Here is a 19,041-nt window from a genome sequence, read left to right on the forward strand (position 1 = left end):
TTTTTTAATGGTCGCCCTCTTTCTGTTTTAGCCCCTTGTTAAACCTGTTTGTTTTTTGAAACGCGCTTTTTGGCAAGCCAATTGCAGTCTTCTCCCGCATCAAATTATGAAAAAATGAACAAGCATATTTTATTCCTGGCAGGATTAGCGATCATGATGGCCTCCTGTACCAGTAACCAGTCAGAGAAGAAAGTGTCAGACTCTTCTGCTATGGTCGCATTAGATACCACTTTCAGCGCAACAAACAAAGCAGCGGAACACTCCATCACTTGCTATGAATACCTAAAGAATAAAGATACTGCCACCATGCAATTGCGAATCGATGGAGAAGAACTAACCGGATTTCTAGACTATAAATTTGCAGAAAAAGACGCCAATAAAGGAACACTTGCCGGAGAGATGAAAGGCGACACGATTATCGCAGACTACACTTTTGATTCTGAAGGCCTAAGGTCTGTCAGAGAACTGGTGCTGCTTAAAAAAGATGGCAAATTATATGAAGGTTATGGACCTGTCAAAGAAGACAAAGGAAAAATGGTGTTTATTGATCGAAGCAAGCTGAAATTCGATAATCACGTGGTGTTCAGCTCCAAACCTTGTCAATAGCCTAAGTTAAATACTAAAAAACCCAATAAGTTAAACCCTGTTTTAGGATCCATCTTATTGGGTTTTATTTAAATCAGCAAATGAATCTTATGGCATTTGTGCTGAATATTAATTTACATATTTTCAAACTTTTCCCAGAAGCCATCCACAGGAAGCTTGGCGAAAATATTGACAGGTTCCTTTTTTACCGGATGGATAAACTGTAGTCGGCGGGCATGAAGGCAAATGCTGCCCTTTCTGCTTCCCCTTGGATAACCATATTTGTTATCCCCAACAATCGGACAGCCCATAGTAGAAAGCTGCACCCTGATCTGGTGCGATCTTCCTGTCAATGGATCTACCTCTATCAGGTAATAACCATTCAGTTCTCCGATCAGACGATAGCTCAATTCTGCACGCTGACTGCCTGGTACTTCAGTATTATGCGGAGTCACTACGTTCTTCTGAGGATTCTTTACCAGCCAGTGTACCAAAGTACCAGAAATCTTAGCTGGTTTATTTCTCACTACGGCCCAATATGTTTTCTTTACCTCTCTATTTTTGAAAACCGCATTCATCCGCTCCAATGCTTTACTCGTTTTCGCAAATAAAATCACGCCGCTAACCGGACGATCTAAACGATGTACCACACCTAAAAAAGCACTGTTAGGCTTATTATAGGTTTTGGCAAGGTATTTCTTTACCTGTTCATCCAGAGGCTCATCCCCTGTTTCATCCACTTGTACGATATCACCTGCACGCTTGCAAATCGCGATAAGATGATTGTCTTCATAAAGTATATCTTTTGCTGTTATTGGCATCTGTTGTTAGATAGACCTGTTAAAGGCCTGCTTATAAAAATTTAAAACTACGCTCATCTTAATATTGTTCTTTTTCATTCGGGAAATCGCTCGACTTCACATCCTTAATATAAGATTGTGCGGCGTTTAGAATACCATCGTAAAGGTTCACATATTGACGTAAGAAACGAGGTTTGAATCCTTTTGTGAGGCCAATCATATCATTTACCACTAAAACCTGTCCGTCGCAATCAGGTCCTGCACCAATTCCTATTGTAGGAATAGCTAAAGAGGCTGATACTTCTTTACCCAGTTTCGCTGGAATTTTTTCCAGTACCAATGCAAAACATCCAGCTTCCTGTAAAGCAAGCGCATCAGTTTTCAATTTTAATGCTTCGGCTTCATCTTTTGCCCTAACGGTGTAAGTGCCGAATTTATAGATAGACTGCGGAGTTAATCCCAAATGTCCCATTACAGGAATTCCAGCAGTAATAATTCTTTGTACCGATTCCACGATCTCTGTTCCACCTTCCAGCTTCACCGCATGAGCACCGGATTCTTTCATAATTCTAATGGCAGAACTCAAGGCTTCTTTAGAATTACCCTGGTAAGATCCAAAAGGAAGGTCTACCACTACTAAAGCACGTGAAGCACCTCTTACCACCGATTGCGCGTGATAGATCATTTGATCTAAAGTAATTGGTAAGGTCGTCTCATGACCGGCCATTACGTTGGAAGCTGAATCTCCAACCAATAAAACATCTAAACCAGCATCATCAAGGATGGTTGCCATAGAATAGTCGTAAGCAGTTAACATCGCGATCTTTTCGCCATTTTGCTTCATAGCTTGCAAAATATGGGTCGTGATCCGTTTTACTTCTTTATTTACAGACATCGTTTTTTATATTTTAGTTTCGGCAAAATTACTTTTTACATCCGAAATTAAACGAGTTTAATTGTTTTTGTGACAGAATCAAGGGAGCAGCAGAAGCCTCAAAATCCCCTTCACTCAAATTCTAAAAAAAATCCTTGATTTAAAACCTCAAAAATGTATCTTTGTATCCCGAAATGAAGGGGTTACTTAACAGCACATTTGTTAACTACAGAAGTGATATCAAAATCACGCATAATCCATCGTTTTTCTCTTTTTTCACCATAATTTCTCATTTTTATACACACAATGACTAACTACACCAAGTTACCTGCAATCTTGTTATTGGCTGATGGCACCGTTTACTACGGAAAAGCTGCGGGAAAAATCGGCACAACAACCGGAGAAATCTGTTTCAATACAGGAATGACTGGATATCAGGAAATTTTCACTGATCCTTCTTACTTCGGACAGATCATGGTTACCACCAATGCACATATTGGGAATTATGGAATCCACAGAGAAGAAATTGAGTCTGACAGCATCAAAATCGCTGGTTTGGTTTGTAAAAACTACAGCGTAGGCTATAGCCGTAAAGAAGCATCTGAATCAATTCAGGACTATTTTCAAGATGAAAACATTGTAGGAATTTCAGATATTGATACGCGTGCTTTGGTACGTCACATCAGAAATAAAGGTGCAATGAACGGTATCATCTCTTCTGAGATCACTGATCTTGAAGAATTGAAAGCTAAATTATCAGCTGTTCCATCTATGGACGGTCTGGAATTGTCTTCTCAGGTATCTACTAAAGAACCTTATTTCTATGGCAACCCAGATGCAACTTATAAAATTGCTGCATTAGACCTTGGAATTAAGAAGAATATCCTTCGCAACTTCGAGGCAAGAGATATGTATGTTCAGGTATTCCCAGCTAAAACCAGCTTCGAAGAAATGAACAAATGGAATGCAGACGGATACTTTATCTCTAATGGTCCTGGCGATCCATCAGCAATGCCTTATGCAATCGAAACTGTAAAACAAATTCTGGCAGCAGATAAACCACTATTCGGTATCTGTTTAGGTCACCAGTTATTGGCAGAAGCCAATGGCATTGGAACCATGAAAATGTTTAACGGACACAGAGGATTAAACCACCCGGTTAAAAACATCATCAAAAACCATTGTGAAGTAACTTCTCAGAATCATGGTTTCGGTGTGATTGCTGAAGAGGTTAAAAAATCTGATAAAGTAGAAATTACACACTTAAACCTGAACGATCAAAGCATCGAAGGTATCCGTGTGAAAGGTAAAAAAGCATTCTCTGTACAATATCACCCGGAGTCTTCTCCAGGTCCACATGACTCACGTTACTTATTTGATGATTTCCTTGAAATGATCAAAAGCGATCTGGCCTGGTAATTCAGCGCCAATTCTCTACGAAACATCATTTTACCGTTATATTCGAAGGTTTAGCAGGATTAGGTTTTCTATTCTTCTAAACCTTCTTACATTTATAGTATGGACAACACCAATGCCATCATTAGTGTAAAGAACCTTGTAAAAAAATATGAGGACTTTACCGCAGTACAAGGCATCAGCTTTGATGTATATCAAAACGAGATATTTGGACTTCTAGGTCCAAATGGAGCCGGAAAAACAACTACTTTAGAAATCATAGAAACCCTTCGTGAGAAAACTTCAGGAGAGATCCTTGTAGATGGTTATGATGTAGATAAAGAAGCCAGTAAGATCAAAAGAATCATTGGCGTACAGCTTCAGGCTGCGGGATACTATCCCAATTTAAACCTGGTTGAATTGATGGAATTGTTCTCCGGACTTTATGGGGTAGACATCAACCCAATGGAGATGCTGGAAAAGGTAAACCTGCAAGACAAGGCAAAAGCCAAATACAAAGCACTTTCCGGTGGACAAAAACAACGTTTTTCCATTGCCACTACGCTGATCAATGCACCAAAAATCATCTTTCTGGATGAACCAACTACAGGTTTGGACCCACAAGCCAGACGTAACCTCTGGGACCTGATCATTGAGATCAGAAAAAGCGGGACTACCGTAGTGCTCACCACCCACTATATGGATGAAGCGGAACAACTTTGCGACCGTGTTGCCTTTGTAGAACGTGGAGAAATTATCGCACTGGACACGCCAGACAACCTGATAGACCAATTGATCAACAGTGGTTTTGAAAGAAAAAAAGAAGTTAAAAAAGCCAATCTGGAGGATGTTTTCATCCAACTTACTGGCAAAGAATGGCGCGAAGACAATTAATAGAATCAAATGAGCAAACCTTACAATCATACTAAAGCTACCATGGCACTTGCGAAAGCAAGTTTTCGTTCAATCATGCGTAGCCCATCAGCCGTTGTGTTTACATTGGCCTTCCCATTGGTCTTTATCCTGGTATTTGGATTTTTAGGTAAAGGGGGATTAAAAGTAGAGCTGGCCATTGCACCTGGCTCTGATCTTCATAACCCGATTATTGTGGCATTGGAAGAAAATCCGGTAATACACCTGCTGAGAGACAAAGATGCCTCGGAAATAAAAAATGGCCTGGAGAAAGGAAGTATTGATGGTCTCATCAATGTCCAAAAGAACAAGGAAGAGAAACCAGCCTATAAAGCCAATGTAGAATACACCTCCGCATCTGTAGATAAAGGCAACGTCCTTAAGTCACTGATTCATAATCTGATGTACAACTTAAATGCTAAAGATATGATGCCTACCGTGGCAGAACTGAATGAAAGCACTGTTCAAGGCCGTATTTATCGTACCATCGACTTTATCCTGCCTGGACAACTTGGCTTTTCATTATTGAGTACCGGCGTTTTCGGAACTGCCTTTGTCTTTTTCAATTTACGTCAGACTTTAGTGATCAAACGTTTCTTTGCCACTCCAGTGAGAAAATCAAGTATTGTATTTGGTGAAGGAATTGCCAGAATCGGCTTTGCCTTATTAGGCGCCGTATTTATTATCCTGGTAGGTCATTTCTTTTTTCATTTTACCCTGGTACATGGCGCAGTGACCGTAATCAATATGTTATTACTCGCCATCATTGGCCTGATCGTATTTATGGGTTTTGGTTTCGTGGTTTCCGGGATCGCCAAAAGTGAGAGCACCATCCCTCCCATTTCCAATATCATTACCTTGCCACAATTCCTGTTGTCGGGTACTTTTTTCTCCATTGATGCTTTTCCAGAATGGTTGCAACCCATCAGCAGAGCATTACCGCTGACTTACCTTAACGATGCAATGAGAAAAGTTGCTTTTGAAGGTGCTGGATTATGGGATGTAAAACATCAGATCCTGATTATGATCGTTTGGGGTATCGGTATTTATGCCCTTGCAGTTAAAGTATTCAAATGGGAATAATCCATTTATAGATCGGGAAAGCCATCTACAATTGTCTTTATAACAAAGCATTTAAGCGTTCTTTTAAAAAGAGGACGCTTTTTTTATGACCTCAGCTGTCCTTATTTTCATAAATCATACAGAATTTCCGCATCACAGCAGGCATTTTCGTTCTTTAAAAAAGCCCCTGGGCAGGGCAAATACAAACAACACAACAATTTGAACATCAGCACAATAGACCACAATTAACCACATTAGGAATATTAAAAATATCTAGGTAAATTTCAGTATAAAATATCATAACCATCTAACCTTCTTAAAAATGAAAAAACTTGCTGCAGAATTTATTGGAACCTTCTGGCTGGTTCTTGGCGGTTGCGGAAGCGCTGTACTCGCCTGCAATTTCCCTGGTGCCGGAATCGGATTTCTGGGTGTTGCCCTCGCTTTCGGCCTTACCGTAGTGACCATGGCTTATGCTGTTGGTCATATCTCTGGTGCACATTTCAACCCCGCAGTATCTGTAGGATTGTGGATGGCTGGGCGTCTTGATGGCAAAGACCTTATTCCTTACATCGTTTCCCAGGTACTAGGTGGGATTCTCGCCGCGGCTGTGCTGTATGGTATTGCCACAGGCAATGGCAGCGATATTGGTAGTTTCGCGACCAATGGCTATGGGGATCATTCTCCAGGGAAGTACAGCATGACCGCAGCCCTACTTTGCGAAGTTGTAATGACCTTCATCTTTTTACTCGTTATTTTGGGTGCTACAGACGACAGAGCTCCTAAAGGTTTTGCCGGTTTGGCCATCGGATTGAGCTTAACACTCATCCACCTGATCAGTATTCCGGTTACCAATACCTCGGTAAATCCAGCAAGAAGCACCAGCCAGGCCTTATTTGTTGGTGGAGAAGCCATCGGACAACTGTGGTTGTTTTGGGTAGCCCCCATCGCCGGGGCATTACTCGCCGGATTGGTCTACAAAGCTGTTTTTGCTACTAAACCCTAATCAAAGCAGCTCATAAAGCACTATAAAAGAAGACAATAAGATTTTAAAAGTCGTAATTAAATTAATTACGACTTTTTTGTGTTTAATTTTTAACTTTGGATATCGCCATAGTAATTGTAAGTTTTACACTAAGGCTGACTAACAAAATAAAATCCAATAAAAATGAGTTTAATAATTGATGTTCGTGCCAGACAAATCCTCGATTCAAGAGGAAATCCTACTATTGAAGTAGATGTAATGACCGAAAATGGCGTTCTTGGTCGTGCTGCAGTACCTTCTGGTGCTTCAACAGGTATGCATGAAGCGGTAGAGCTTCGTGATAACGATAAGTCTGTGTATTTGGGTAAAGGTGTTTTAAAGGCCGTTGCCAATGTAAATGATAAAATCGCTGATGAATTAAGAGGTATTGATGTATTTGAACAAAATGCAATCGACAGCTTAATGATCAAACTTGATGGAACAGACAACAAAGCAAACTTAGGCGCAAATGCGATTTTAGGTGTTTCTTTAGCCGTTGCTAAAGCAGCAGCTCAGGAGAGCCGTCAGCCTTTATACCGTTATATCGGTGGTGTAAATGCAAACATCTTACCTATTCCGATGATGAACATCGTGAATGGTGGATCTCACTCTGATGCTCCGATTGCTTTCCAGGAATTTATGATCATGCCAGTAGGTGCATCTTCTTTCTCTGAAGCATTAAGATGGGGAACAGAAGTTTTCCATAACTTAAAAGCAATCTTACATGACAGAGGTCTTTCTACAGCTGTAGGTGATGAAGGTGGTTTTGCACCAACATTCGACAGTACTGAAGATGCTGTTGAAACCATCATCAAAGCGATTGAGAAAGCTGGTTACAAAGCAGGAGAGCAAATCTTCCTGGCATTTGACTGTGCAGCATCTGAGTTCTACAAAGATGGTAAATACGACTATACTAAATTTGAAGGTGAGAAAGGTGCAATCCGTTCAAGTGCTGAGCAGGCAGAATACCTTGCGCAGTTAACTGAAAAATATCCAATTATCTCTATTGAAGATGGTATGGATGAGAACGACTGGGCTGGATGGAAAATGTTAACAGACAGAGTTGGCGACCGCGTTCAGTTGGTTGGTGATGACTTGTTCGTAACTAACGTAACTCGTTTACAAGATGGTATCGATAAGAAAACTGCAAACTCTATCTTAGTAAAAGTAAACCAAATCGGTACTTTAACAGAAACAATCAATGCAGTAAGCCTGGCACAAACCAATGGCTATACTTCTGTAATGAGCCATAGAAGTGGAGAGACTGAAGATACTACGATTGCAGATTTAGCGGTAGCATTAAACTGTGGTCAGATTAAAACCGGTTCTGCTTCCCGTTCAGACAGGATTGCAAAATACAACCAATTGTTGCGTATTGAAGAAGAACTAGGTTCTGCTGCACGTTTCATTGGTAAAGACTTTAAATATTTGAAAAAATAATCAAATAGCTAAATGTTTTAAGCCGGATGTATTCAATATAATGTACTGTACATCCCCAAAAAAAGATCCGGAGATTTAAACCTCCGGATCTTTTTTTGCTTTTAGGCAAAGTCACATTATTCCTCCCCTTTAAGCAATCTTTTGAACATATGTTCGTATTTTCATAGCTTTATACTTTCATATGTTTATATATTTGTAGCATGGAACGTTTGCTGGAATTGATACGTAATAAATATTTCCTGTCTGTGGCAGCTTTCATGGTCTGGATGTTATTTTTTGACAGGAATGACATGGTGTCTCAATATGAATTCCGCTCTGAAGTTCATAAACTTCAGGAAGAAAAAGATTTCTATGAAAAGGAAACCGCCAAGGTGAAGAAAGACCTGAACGAACTGAGCACCAATCTGAATATGGCCGAAAAATTTGCACGCGAGAAATACTTCATGAAAAAAGACAATGAAGATGTTTTTGTGATTGTAAAGGAAGCACCTAAAAACTAATAGCCAAATTTAGGTAAGGTAAGTTTATATTTTACCACCACTACCCTCAATATAAAGATAAAGGCGATCACTACAATGTTGGCCATGTCATCCTCCATCTTGTAATATTTAAGGCCAAAATACAATGAACCGCCCAATATGCAGGTAGTAGCATAAATTTCCTTCCTGAAGATCAATGGGATCGTATTTAAGAGCGTATCTCTAATTACCCCACCAAAGCAACCGGTTATAGTTCCTAATGCAATACAGATCCCCGGACTAAGTCCGAAGTTAATGCCTTTCTGTATCCCAAGCATCGTAAACAGACCTAAGCCCAGTGAGTCGAATAGGAAAAGTGTGACTTTAAATTTCTTGATGTGTGTTTTAAAAAAAATGGTTGCCAATGAGGTGATCAAAATCAGCAAACAATAGTTTACATCTCTCATCCAGGCTACCGGAGTATCCCCCAGCAACATATCTCTAACAGTACCTCCACCAATGGAGGTCACAAATGCAATGATCAACACCCCAAAAGGATCAAGTCTTCTCTGCATGGCCGCAAAGGAGCCCGAAATTGCAAAAGCAACCGTACCTAATACCTCTATGGTTTCCATTGTACCAATCTGCATAAACTATAGGGATTAAATTTCGCCGTTTCTCTTTCTGAAAAACCACTCCAAGCTAAGCAATAAGATGATCATCGCAAACAACCATTTAAAATTAATCAGCTCCTCATATTTAAGGTCTTCATAACTCAGGGTTTTGATATGATCATTCTTCTCAATCTCCTCCTGGATTTTTAACAGATTTTCCGGCATATATAGCTTACCATTAGTCTGTAAGCTCATATTATTCAATAACTGGTGATTAGCAATCGTCTGCTGATACTCCGCAATCATGTTGTTGACATAGAAAGCACCATGAGACTGATATTTCTGATCACCTAAATTTGTACTGGCAATAAAAGTATAATTCCCGGCAGGTAGCATTCCCGCATCGAGTTGATAAGTAGTACCTGTTCTTGAAAATAGAAAATTATAGAGCTTCCCATCTTCATTTTTGATCTGCATACTTACCTCTGGTGTGTTGACTGACACATAACTATCATTATACAGTACCGCATTAAACAATATGTTCTCATTTTCCTCGAAGCTGCTTTTCGATGGAGCAACCTTAAACTTACGTTTGTCGTCTTTCACAGCCAGATATTGCACAGTTTTTGAAATGAGATCATTTATGACAGTACTTCCCTGGCCATCCCTGGCTTCCGACAATTTCCAGCGCCAAAGCCCCTCTCCCAGCAGGTAGCCAGATTTCCTTCCATTATCATTCACAAAAAACAATTGCGGAGCATCTGTTTTAATCTTTCCAATCCTCTGTTTTAATGCGACAGAAGCTGTCCCATTTACCAGCACCTTTCCAAACGGAGCCAGTAAAGGATCAAAATCTTCAATCACTTTAACCGAGGCCGGATCAATAGCAAAGCTGGTAAAATCAGCATTCACTATCGGAAAAGCTTCCTGAATATTACTGCCCGCTCCGTTAATACTCACTAGCTTTTGCAATGAATTGAAACGGTTAACATCTGTCTGCGCAGCAACAATATACCATACCGGCACATTCAGCTGTGATATCTTACCCATAAAAGCGGCAGCACTGCGTTGTACATCAGGTAACTGATATAAAATCATCAAACCGTAATCATTGGGTTTCAAAGCATTCAACTCTTCGCCTAACGCAACTTTTAAATCGTAATTTTTATTGCTACTCAGGGCCTGTTTAATGACCGACAGGTCTGGATGTGGACCTCCAGCGGCAATCAATACCTTCTGCCGGGCATCAATCACTTCTATAAAAATCTGTTGTGTATTATTTTTTTCAGAAATTTCAGCTGCCAGTGGACTCAACTGAATACTATACTTTTGCAATCCTAACTTTGTGGCTTTTAATTTCAGTGGAACAGTAAGCGCAAAAGCATCACTGTTAATCGCTACTGATTGCTCCTGCAACTGCTTTCCATTTTCAAATACCTTTAATTTTGCCAGTTCAGCTTTACTTTCAAAAGCCTCTATCTGAACCTCTATCGTAAAATCATTATTCAGATAAACCAGGTTATTATGGTTCACATTAACGATCTTGAGGTCTCGCTTAGGAATTGTATCTCCCAATGCAATGGTATATACAGGTGCCTTTAATTTATTTAAATCATACAAAGGGCTACCTCCGCGGTTAAAAATACCGTCTGAAGCCAGAATCACTGCACCAACGTTTCTATTCAGGTACTCGTCATTTAAGCGGTTAAAAAGCGCCGTAGCATTGCTCAGTTTACCCTGGTTACTAAAGTCAAAGTCCTTTCCTATACGATCACTAAAATGATAAACTTTGAGCTCATATTTTTCGGCAAGCTGATCTCTTAATTGCTGTAGCTCTTTTTCATATCCTACTTTATTAAAACCTGAGGCTTGCACATGGCCAACAGAGAGCGAATTATCCTGGGCGATAATGATCAGTGGTTTCTCCAGTTGGTAGCTCAGGTTTTTCAATAAGGGGAAAAACAATAATCCAGTAATCATCGCAATCACCACTGCCCTGACCGCAGCCAGAAACCATCTGAGTTTAGGCTCCAAATGCGCTGTTTTACGATAAGCGACATAAGCAAATAGCAATCCAAGTAGCAGACAGCCGATCAGCGACAGTATCGTATAAAAATTAAAAGAATTACCCATAAGTATAGGGCTAAGATGCTAAATTTTAAAAAATAAAAACAAATTATTTCCATAAAACCGGTGCAGGATAGAGATTTACTTTTTAGGCATAAAAAAGGAGTATCTGTAAGAAGGCATCAGAATTTTACCCTTTCGTGTAAAAATTTTCAGCCAGAATACCGATACTCCTTTTTAAATTCTTTAATGCGCCAAAAGCGCCTTAAAATATGCTTACAACATACCTCCGCAAACTGACAATACCTGTCCTGTTACGTAAGCACTCATATCTGAAGCTAAAAACACGCAAACATTTGCAACATCTTCCGGCTCACCAGCTCTTTTCAATGGAATTCCTTCTTCCCATCCCTTTACTACTTTTGGATCCAGGACATCTGTCATTTCAGTGCGAATGAAACCTGGAGCTACCACATTCGTACGAATGTTACGTGAACCCAACTCTTTCGCCAAAGATTTAGAGAAACCGATGATACCCGCTTTAGAAGCCGCATAATTCGCCTGTCCTGCGTTTCCTTGAACACCTACTACAGAACTCATATTGATAATTGAACCTTTACGGGCTTTCATCATCACTTTAGAAGCAGCTTTAGATACATTAAATACAGATTTAAGGTTCACATTGATGACCTCATCCCAGTTTTCTTCACTCATACGCATCAATAAACCGTCTTTTGTAATCCCTGCATTGTTCACTACGATATCCAGTGCACCGAAATCTGCAACGATGTTATTGATCAGTTGTTCTGCCTCATCAAATTTGGAAGCATCTGAGCGGTAACCTTTAACTGTGGTACCGAAGCTCTGCAGCTCTTGCTCTAATGCCTGACCCTTCTCAACAGAAGACAGGTAAGTAAAAGCAACGTTTGCACCTTGCTCTGCAAATTTCTCTGCGATCTTACGACCGATTCCTTTTGAGGCACCAGTGATCAATGCTGTTTTTCCTTCTAATAATTTCATTATAAATATGTTTGGTTAATGTTTTATACTTCGTTCCTTCTCCAATAGATCCCTGATCTCCTGTAGATTTAGAATTCTATGAAGCAAAGTTAGCAGAAAATATAATTTCTAAGCGGATACCATGTCCTTATATTCCTGTTGAAGTTCGAATAAACATTTCGCACATAGACAGCTTTCAAACTGCTCACTGATGTATTGCACTTCATTCAGGTTCAATTGTACCACGCTACACTGACATTTCGTGTAGGAATTGGCCTTACACTCTATGGGTGTACCGCAACGCTCGCATGGAATTATTTCGTGTTTGGCCATTATATGACAAAGATACGAGATCGTAGATTAAGGTGTATAAACGTTAATAAATATGACAAACACCTTATTTACAGTCAAAAAGCATGTGGATAACCCTGTGCAGAACCTGTGGGAAACACGTTGGGAACCTGTTGGTAGCCGGTGGACAAACTGTTTGTAACCTTAGGCATCCCTGTGAGTAACCTGTGAACAACTTTAGAATCCCGTGGATAAGTCTCAAATAACTGTGGAAAACAGGATCACTATCAAATCCTGATATGGGAAATATTGTGGACAAGCCTGTGTAAAACCTGTTAGTAAGCTGTGGGGAACAAGTGGAGAACCTGTTAAGAATCCATTAAAAAAAGTGGATAATGGTGTATAATCACCACCCTAATGTGTAAAACAATAGACACGACTGTGGACAATCTGTGCAGAACAGAAAAGCAGTGTGTGGATAACTCAAATTGAAAGGGAATAAAAAAGGGCTAAGTATTGAAGCTTAGCCCTGATGATTTATAAGTTTAAGCAGGAATTAACCTGAGCAGCTGATACAGCCTTCTTCCATAGAACAAACCGGCCCGTCAGTAATTTCTTCCACTACCTGATCAATATGTGCAGGAATTACCGGCTCCATATTTTTACCAGCCTGATTTTCTACTGTAAATTTAACAGCCTGAGAAGCAGCTTGCGTACGTAAATAGTACATACCTGTTTTCAATCCTTTTTTCCATGCGTAGAAGTGCATTGAAGTCAGTTTCGAAGTATTAGGCGCATTGATGAACAGGTTTAATGATTGCGACTGACAAATGTAAGCCCCTCTGTCGGCTGCCATATCAATAATACTACGCATTTTAATCTCCCAAACTGTTTTATACAATTCTTTGATATAATCCGGAATCTCAGCAATATCCTGAATCGAACCATTCGCAAGAATAATTCTGTCTTTCATTGCCGGAGTCCACAAACCTAAAGCCACAAGATCTTTCAATAAGTGTTTGTTCACCACGATGAATTCACCACTCAACACCCTTCTAGTGTAGATGTTAGAAGTATAAGGCTCGAAGCACTCATTGTTTCCTAAGATCTGAGAAGTAGAAGCAGTAGGCATTGGGGCAACCAACAGCGAGTTATAGGCGCCATTTTTAACTACGTTTTTACGTAGTGTTTCCCAATCCCAACGGTTGCTGTCTGGCGTTACATTCCAAAGGTCGAACTGGAACTTACCTTCCGACAAAGGAGATCCTTTGAAAGTCTCGTAAGGACCGTTAACAACTGCAAGGTCATGAGAAGCAGTCATTGCCGCAAAATAAATTGTTTCGAAGATTTCTTTATTCAATTGACGGGCACCTTCACTTTCAAAAGGTAAACGCATTAAGATAAAGGCATCTGCTAATCCCTGAACACCCAATCCAATTGGTCTGTGGCGCATATTAGAGTTTTTAGCCTCTTCAACAGGGTAATAGTTATAATCGATGATCTTATTCAGGTTTAAAGTTGCCTGATAAGTAACATCGTATAATTTTTGGTGGTCAAACTCACCGTTAATTACATATCTAGGTAATGCCAATGAAGCCAAATTACATACAGCAACTTCGTCTTTAGAAGTATACTCAATGATCTCTGTACACAAGTTAGAACTTTTAATAGTTCCCAGGTTCTGCTGATTAGATTTGCCGTTGGCAGCATCTTTATACAACAAATAAGGTGTACCAGTTTCAATTTGTGAATCCAGGATGGCGAACCACAATTCCTGAGCTTTAATCGTTTTACGGGCTTTACCTTCTGCTTCATAACGCTCATAAAGCGCTTCAAATTCTTCACCGAAACAATCTGCTAATCCTGGTGCTTCATGTGGGCAGAATAAACTCCATTCCCCATCTTCTTCTACACGTTTCATGAATAAATCACAAATCCATAATGCATAGAACAAATCACGCGCACGTAATTCTTCTTTACCATGGTTTTTACGCAGGTCAAGGAAACTGAATACATCTGCATGCCAAGGCTCTAAATAAATTGCAAAAGCTCCTTTACGTTTACCACCACCCTGATCTACATAACGTGCCGTATCATTGAATACTTTAAGCATGGGCACGATACCATTACTGGTACCATTTGTACCACCGATATAAGAGCCTGTAGCGCGGATATTGTGAATACTCAATCCAATACCACCTGCACTCTGAGAAATTTTAGCGGTTTGTTTTAAGGTATCATAGATACCTTCAATACTATCATCCTGCATCGTCAATAAGAAGCAGGAAGACATCTGAGGCTTTGGAGTAGCTGCATTGAATAAGGTTGGCGTAGCATGTGTAAACCAACGCTCACTCATCAGGTTATAAGTCTTGATCACACTGTCGATATCACCTTTATGAATACCTACAGAAACTCTCATGAACAAATGTTGAGGACGTTCTACGATCTGACCTTCAATTTTCAACAGGTAAGATTTTTCCAGTGTTTTAAAACCAAAATAATCGAAACCAAAATCTCTGTCATAGATAATGGTGCTATCCAGGATATCAGCATTTTCTTTAATCACCTCCCAAACGTCATCTGCAATCAGGGAAGCTGATTTTCCAGTCTTCGCATCAATATACAGGTATAGGCTCTCCATCGTTTTTGAAAACGACTTCGTGGTATTCTTATGTAAGTTAGATACCGCAATGCGGGAAGCCAGCAAAGCATAATCAGGATGTTTTGTAGTTAAAGAGGCGGCCGTTTCTGCTGCAAGGTTATCCAGTTCAGAAGTAGTTACTCCATCATATAAACCTTCAATTACCTTTTTAGCAACATCAATCGGATCTACCAATTCGACATTAAAACCATAACATAACTTCTCAATCCGAGCCGTTATCTTATCAAACCTAACCGCTTCTTTACGGCCATCTCTTTTTATTACAAACATATCTTTCAGCTTTTTAAAGGTGCTGATCGGGGCTGGTCAGGATCCCGGGGAAGGCACCGAATTTCAATTATTTATTTTAGGTTCCTATCCTGTAAAAAACAGGAAGTGTTTAAAAGTCGTCATCTAAAGAGAAAGCCGCCGCTTTATCTTCTGCTGAAGTCAGGACACCACTCTTTTGGTAATCCCCTACTCTTTTTTCAAAGAAGTTTGTTTTTCCCTGTAGAGAAATCATCTCCATGAAATCGAATGGGTTAGTCGCATTGTATATTTTGGTATAACCCAACTCCTGCAACCACCTGTCCGCAACAAACTCAATATATTGAGACATCAGTTTGGCGTTCATTCCGATCAATGCTACCGGCAAAGCATCCGTTACGAATTCTTTTTCGATTTCTACTGCATCACGGATGATTCCATGTACCTGCTCTTCAGTTAGTTTGTTTTTCAACATGCCATACAATAAGCAGGCAAATTCGCAATGCGAACCTTCGTCTCTTGAAATCAATTCATTACTGAAGGTCAGTCCTGGCATCAGACCACGTTTCTTCAACCAGAAGATTGAGCAGAAACTACCACTGAAGAAGATACCTTCTACTGCAGCGAATGCCACTAAACGCTCTGCAAAACTACCGTTCTCAATCCATCTTAATGCCCATTCTGCTTTTCTTTTCACACAAGGAACAGTATCAATGGCATGGAATAGCCTGTCTTTTTCTTCAGGATCTTTAATATAAGTATCAATCAGCAAGGCATAAGTTTCCGAATGAATGTTTTCCATCATGATCTGGAAACCATAAAAGCAACGCGCTTCCGGAAGTTGTACCTCACTCATAAAGTTTACAGCAAGGTTTTCATTTACGATGCCATCACTTGCCGAGAAGAAGGCAAGAATATGAGAAATGAAATGTCTTTCACCATCATTCAGATTGTCCCAATGCTTCTGGTCATCTGAAAGATCGATTTCTTCCGCAGTCCAGAAACTAGCTTCACTCTTTTTATACATTTCCCAGATTTCAGGATATTTAATTGGCAAAAGAACAAAACGATCTTTGTTTTCTTTTAATAATACTTCTTCTTCTTGCATAAGCATCTTTTTAATAAGGATAAATGTATAGAATAATTTAAAAGCTCAGTGAAATCCCAATCGCCAGAAAATCGATACCTGGTTTAGAAAAGATGAAAGGCAACTTTGCTTCAAACAATTTTAAACAACTAAATATTAGATCTTTAACCGGAAGTACGGACGTGATTTACTAATGAACTTTGTAATAACAAATATAAAGTATGGTGCCAGAATTTGCTTACAATAGTTGTTAACAAGCGGTCATATTTATCAACAAGGTGTTCAGAAATTGACACAGGAATTACCTTGAATTTTGGTATTCATTTCTTTTTCTCATTTTCAATCCTATGAAAACGATGTGAATAAATAAGGGGATATAAATTTTTGTAGAATTACCTCTGATTATTCCGAATACAACTGGTAGCTGATTTCTACTTTTGAATGGCCCTTGCTGTAGAAGCCTAATTTTTTTGCTGCTCCCGCAGAAAGATCGATGATGTATTTTTTGCTATGCGGACCTCTGTCGTTGACCTTTACATCTACAGTTTTACCATTGGATAGGTTTTTGACTGTAACAATTGTACCGAAGGGTAAAGATAGGTGTGCTGCGGTCATTTTATGCGCCCGGTACCTCGTTCCACTGGTGGTCCGGCGACCTTCAAATTTCCTTGCATAATAAGTTGCATAACCTGTTTTTGTGCGTACCGTTGTATCCGCTTTTATTGTTTCGTTGGGGTTGTCTACCTCGGCAGAAATGCCTGTAAAAGACAACATCAAACATAAAAATAAGCAATACTTCATATTTACAATTGTTGGTGAAAGGACAAACATAAGCAAACTCTTTCCGGAAAAACAAGAAACGCCCAGTAAGTTATCACTGAGCGTTATGTTAATTTCACCAAAAATTCGATTATTTCTTATCAGGAATAAATGCCATAGAAATGGAGTTCACACAGTTCCTTGTATTCTTGTTGGTGAAGCCTTCGCCAATAAACACATGACCAAGATGTGCTTTACAATTTGCACATACAATCTCGGTACGCATACCATCTGCATCAGGAATTCTTTCTACTGCTCCTTTAATCTCATCATCGAAACTAGGCCAACCACATTCTGATTCAAATTTATTTTCCGATCGAAACAAAGGGGCATTACATCTTCTGCAGACATAGGTTCCTTTTTCTTTGTTATTGAGCAGTTTTCCTGTTCCCGGATATTCCGTTCCCTTACGAACGATCACATCTTCTTCTTCCTTGGTTAATTTATTCCAATTCATATTCTTGCTTGTTTTAGGGGCTTGTTCTTTCTTCTCTCTTTGTGCGCAGGCCGTTAAACTAGTGATCGCTATTAAAGCGAGCAGCATAAATGTTTTGTTGATCAGGGCTTTCATTTGCATCTCTTCTATTTTATACAATATACGGCCAAAGCATGATTAAAGTTTTGCTTTAATGCCATAATACAGTCATCCTTAAATAAAAAAAGCTCCGATGAAAATTCACCAGAGCTTTTAATTTATACAAGAAGATCTTATTATTTCTTCAATAAAGCAGCCATTGCTTCACCGATTTCAGCAGGACTTTCTACTACACGGATACCACACTCAGCCATAATTTTCATTTTTGCAGCAGCAGTATCATCTTCGCCACCAACGATTGCACCAGCATGGCCCATTCTACGTCCCGGAGGCGCAGTCTGACCAGCGATGAAACCAACAACAGGTTTAGTACCATGTTCTTTGATCCAAAGCGCTGCTTCAGCTTCCATACCACCACCGATTTCACCAATCATGATGATACCTTCAGTTTCAGGATCGTTCATTAACAATTCAACCGCTTCTTTAGTAGTAGTTCCAATGATTGGATCACCACCGATACCGATTGCAGTAGTAATACCTAAACCTGCTTTTACTACCTGATCTACTGCCTCATAAGTTAAAGTACCGGATTTTGAAACCACACCTACTGAACCTTTTTTGAAGATAAAACCTGGCATGATACCGATTTTTGCCTCATCAGCAGTAATGATACCTGGACAGTTTGGACCGATTAAACGGCAATCTCTGTCAGAAATATATTCTTTTACCTGAATCATATCCTTTGTAGGGATACCTTCAGTAATACAAACAATCACTTTAATGCCTGCTTCAGCAGCTTCCATAATGGCATCTGCAGCAAAAGCTGGCGGAACAAAAATGATAGATACATTGGCACCGGCTTGATCAACCGCATCCTTTACCGTATTAAATACGGGCCTTTCCAAATGAGTCTGGCCACCTTTGCCTGGCGTTACACCACCAACAACGTTAGTTCCGTAATCTATCATTTGAGAGGCATGATAAGTACCCTCATTTCCAGTAAAACCCTGAACAATAACTTTTGAATCCTTATTTACTAAAACACTCATGTATCTAATTTTTTTTGTGCAAATCTAAGCTAATTGAAATGGATTGTCAAATTCATTACCATTTTTATTACAAAGGATTTTGATTTTTTATGCCAATCATTTTTGTTTTCTTTTGAAAG

At 39.6% G+C, this 19,041-nt stretch carries 18 protein-coding genes; 7 read left to right on the forward strand and 11 right to left on the reverse strand.

The genetic code is table 11. The features are described from left to right. Positions 1 to 114 precede the first annotated feature (114 nt). Positions 115 to 606, forward strand: a complete 492-nt coding sequence (locus R2Q94_RS20195) for a hypothetical protein (protein WP_316823298.1) — start codon at positions 115 to 117, stop codon at positions 604 to 606. A 113-nt stretch (positions 607 to 719) separates the two neighbouring features. On the opposite strand, the gene R2Q94_RS20200 is transcribed toward R2Q94_RS20195, so the two are convergent. Both R2Q94_RS20200 and panB read right to left on the reverse strand, forming a co-directional pair. Next, the gene (locus tag R2Q94_RS20200; protein ID WP_316823299.1) at positions 720 to 1,406 is read right to left on the reverse strand and encodes an RluA family pseudouridine synthase; all 687 of its coding nucleotides are present in this window, start codon (positions 1,404 to 1,406) and stop codon (positions 720 to 722) included. A 58-nt stretch (positions 1,407 to 1,464) separates the two neighbouring features. Next, positions 1,465 to 2,280, reverse strand: a complete 816-nt coding sequence (gene panB, locus R2Q94_RS20205; protein WP_316823300.1) for a 3-methyl-2-oxobutanoate hydroxymethyltransferase — start codon at positions 2,278 to 2,280, stop codon at positions 1,465 to 1,467. 285 nt (positions 2,281 to 2,565) lie between these two features. On the opposite strand from panB, the gene carA reads away from it, so the two are divergent. From carA to R2Q94_RS20235, 6 genes are all read left to right on the forward strand, one after another. Next, on the forward strand, positions 2,566 to 3,678 hold the full coding sequence (gene carA / locus R2Q94_RS20210) for a glutamine-hydrolyzing carbamoyl-phosphate synthase small subunit (protein ID WP_316823301.1): 1,113 nt from the start codon (positions 2,566 to 2,568) through the stop codon (positions 3,676 to 3,678). Positions 3,679 to 3,777: 99 nt separating this feature from the next. Next, on the forward strand, positions 3,778 to 4,548 hold the full coding sequence (locus R2Q94_RS20215) for an ABC transporter ATP-binding protein (protein WP_316823302.1): 771 nt from the start codon (positions 3,778 to 3,780) through the stop codon (positions 4,546 to 4,548). Positions 4,549 to 4,557: 9 nt separating this feature from the next. After that, positions 4,558 to 5,649, forward strand: coding sequence for an ABC transporter permease (locus tag R2Q94_RS20220; protein ID WP_316823303.1), 1,092 nt, complete (start codon positions 4,558 to 4,560; stop codon positions 5,647 to 5,649). 301 nt (positions 5,650 to 5,950) lie between these two features. Next, complete coding sequence (aqpZ, locus tag R2Q94_RS20225; protein WP_316823304.1) at positions 5,951 to 6,634, forward strand: aquaporin Z; 684 nt, start codon at positions 5,951 to 5,953, stop codon at positions 6,632 to 6,634. A gap of 162 nt (positions 6,635 to 6,796) precedes the next feature. After that, positions 6,797 to 8,092: a phosphopyruvate hydratase gene (gene eno, locus R2Q94_RS20230; RefSeq protein ID WP_316823305.1), complete on the forward strand. Its 1,296-nt coding sequence runs from the start codon at positions 6,797 to 6,799 to the stop codon at positions 8,090 to 8,092. Between the two features lie 200 nt (positions 8,093 to 8,292). Continuing rightward, a complete protein-coding gene (locus tag R2Q94_RS20235) occupies positions 8,293 to 8,592 on the forward strand; it encodes an FtsB family cell division protein (protein WP_316823306.1) in 300 nt (99 codons plus the stop codon). On the opposite strand, the gene R2Q94_RS20240 is transcribed toward R2Q94_RS20235, so the two are convergent. The 9 genes from R2Q94_RS20240 to sucD form a co-directional block, all read right to left on the reverse strand. Further along, positions 8,589 to 9,200 carry a trimeric intracellular cation channel family protein gene (locus tag R2Q94_RS20240; RefSeq protein WP_316823307.1) on the reverse strand — a complete coding sequence of 204 codons (612 nt, stop codon included), beginning with the start codon at positions 9,198 to 9,200 and terminating at the stop codon, positions 8,589 to 8,591. The two genes, R2Q94_RS20235 and R2Q94_RS20240, sit on opposite strands and share 4 nt — an antisense overlap. A gap of 12 nt (positions 9,201 to 9,212) precedes the next feature. Next, a complete protein-coding gene (locus tag R2Q94_RS20245) occupies positions 9,213 to 11,297 on the reverse strand; it encodes a hypothetical protein (RefSeq protein WP_316823308.1) in 2,085 nt (694 codons plus the stop codon). Between the two features lie 210 nt (positions 11,298 to 11,507). Then, complete coding sequence (fabG, locus tag R2Q94_RS20250) at positions 11,508 to 12,251, reverse strand: 3-oxoacyl-[acyl-carrier-protein] reductase (protein ID WP_316823309.1); 744 nt, start codon at positions 12,249 to 12,251, stop codon at positions 11,508 to 11,510. 108 nt (positions 12,252 to 12,359) lie between these two features. Further along, entirely contained in the window at positions 12,360 to 12,563 is a 204-nt protein-coding gene (locus R2Q94_RS20255) for a cysteine-rich CWC family protein (RefSeq protein ID WP_316823310.1), read from the reverse strand. 514 nt (positions 12,564 to 13,077) lie between these two features. Next, a complete protein-coding gene (locus R2Q94_RS20260; RefSeq protein ID WP_316823311.1) occupies positions 13,078 to 15,456 on the reverse strand; it encodes a ribonucleoside-diphosphate reductase subunit alpha in 2,379 nt (792 codons plus the stop codon). A gap of 109 nt (positions 15,457 to 15,565) precedes the next feature. Next, entirely contained in the window at positions 15,566 to 16,540 is a 975-nt protein-coding gene (locus R2Q94_RS20265; protein WP_316823312.1) for a ribonucleoside-diphosphate reductase small subunit, read from the reverse strand. 381 nt (positions 16,541 to 16,921) lie between these two features. Beyond that, positions 16,922 to 17,320 carry a septal ring lytic transglycosylase RlpA family protein gene (locus tag R2Q94_RS20270; RefSeq protein ID WP_316823313.1) on the reverse strand — a complete coding sequence of 133 codons (399 nt, stop codon included), beginning with the start codon at positions 17,318 to 17,320 and terminating at the stop codon, positions 16,922 to 16,924. Between the two features lie 109 nt (positions 17,321 to 17,429). Next, positions 17,430 to 17,909 carry a methionine-R-sulfoxide reductase gene (locus R2Q94_RS20275; RefSeq protein ID WP_316823407.1) on the reverse strand — a complete coding sequence of 160 codons (480 nt, stop codon included), beginning with the start codon at positions 17,907 to 17,909 and terminating at the stop codon, positions 17,430 to 17,432. A 140-nt stretch (positions 17,910 to 18,049) separates the two neighbouring features. Next, a complete protein-coding gene (gene sucD / locus R2Q94_RS20280) occupies positions 18,050 to 18,922 on the reverse strand; it encodes a succinate--CoA ligase subunit alpha (protein ID WP_316823314.1) in 873 nt (290 codons plus the stop codon). Between the last annotated feature and the right edge of the window lie 119 nt (positions 18,923 to 19,041).

The organism is Pedobacter gandavensis (genome assembly GCF_032678465.1).
In the GTDB taxonomy this organism is placed as follows: domain Bacteria; phylum Bacteroidota; class Bacteroidia; order Sphingobacteriales; family Sphingobacteriaceae; genus Pedobacter; species Pedobacter gandavensis_B.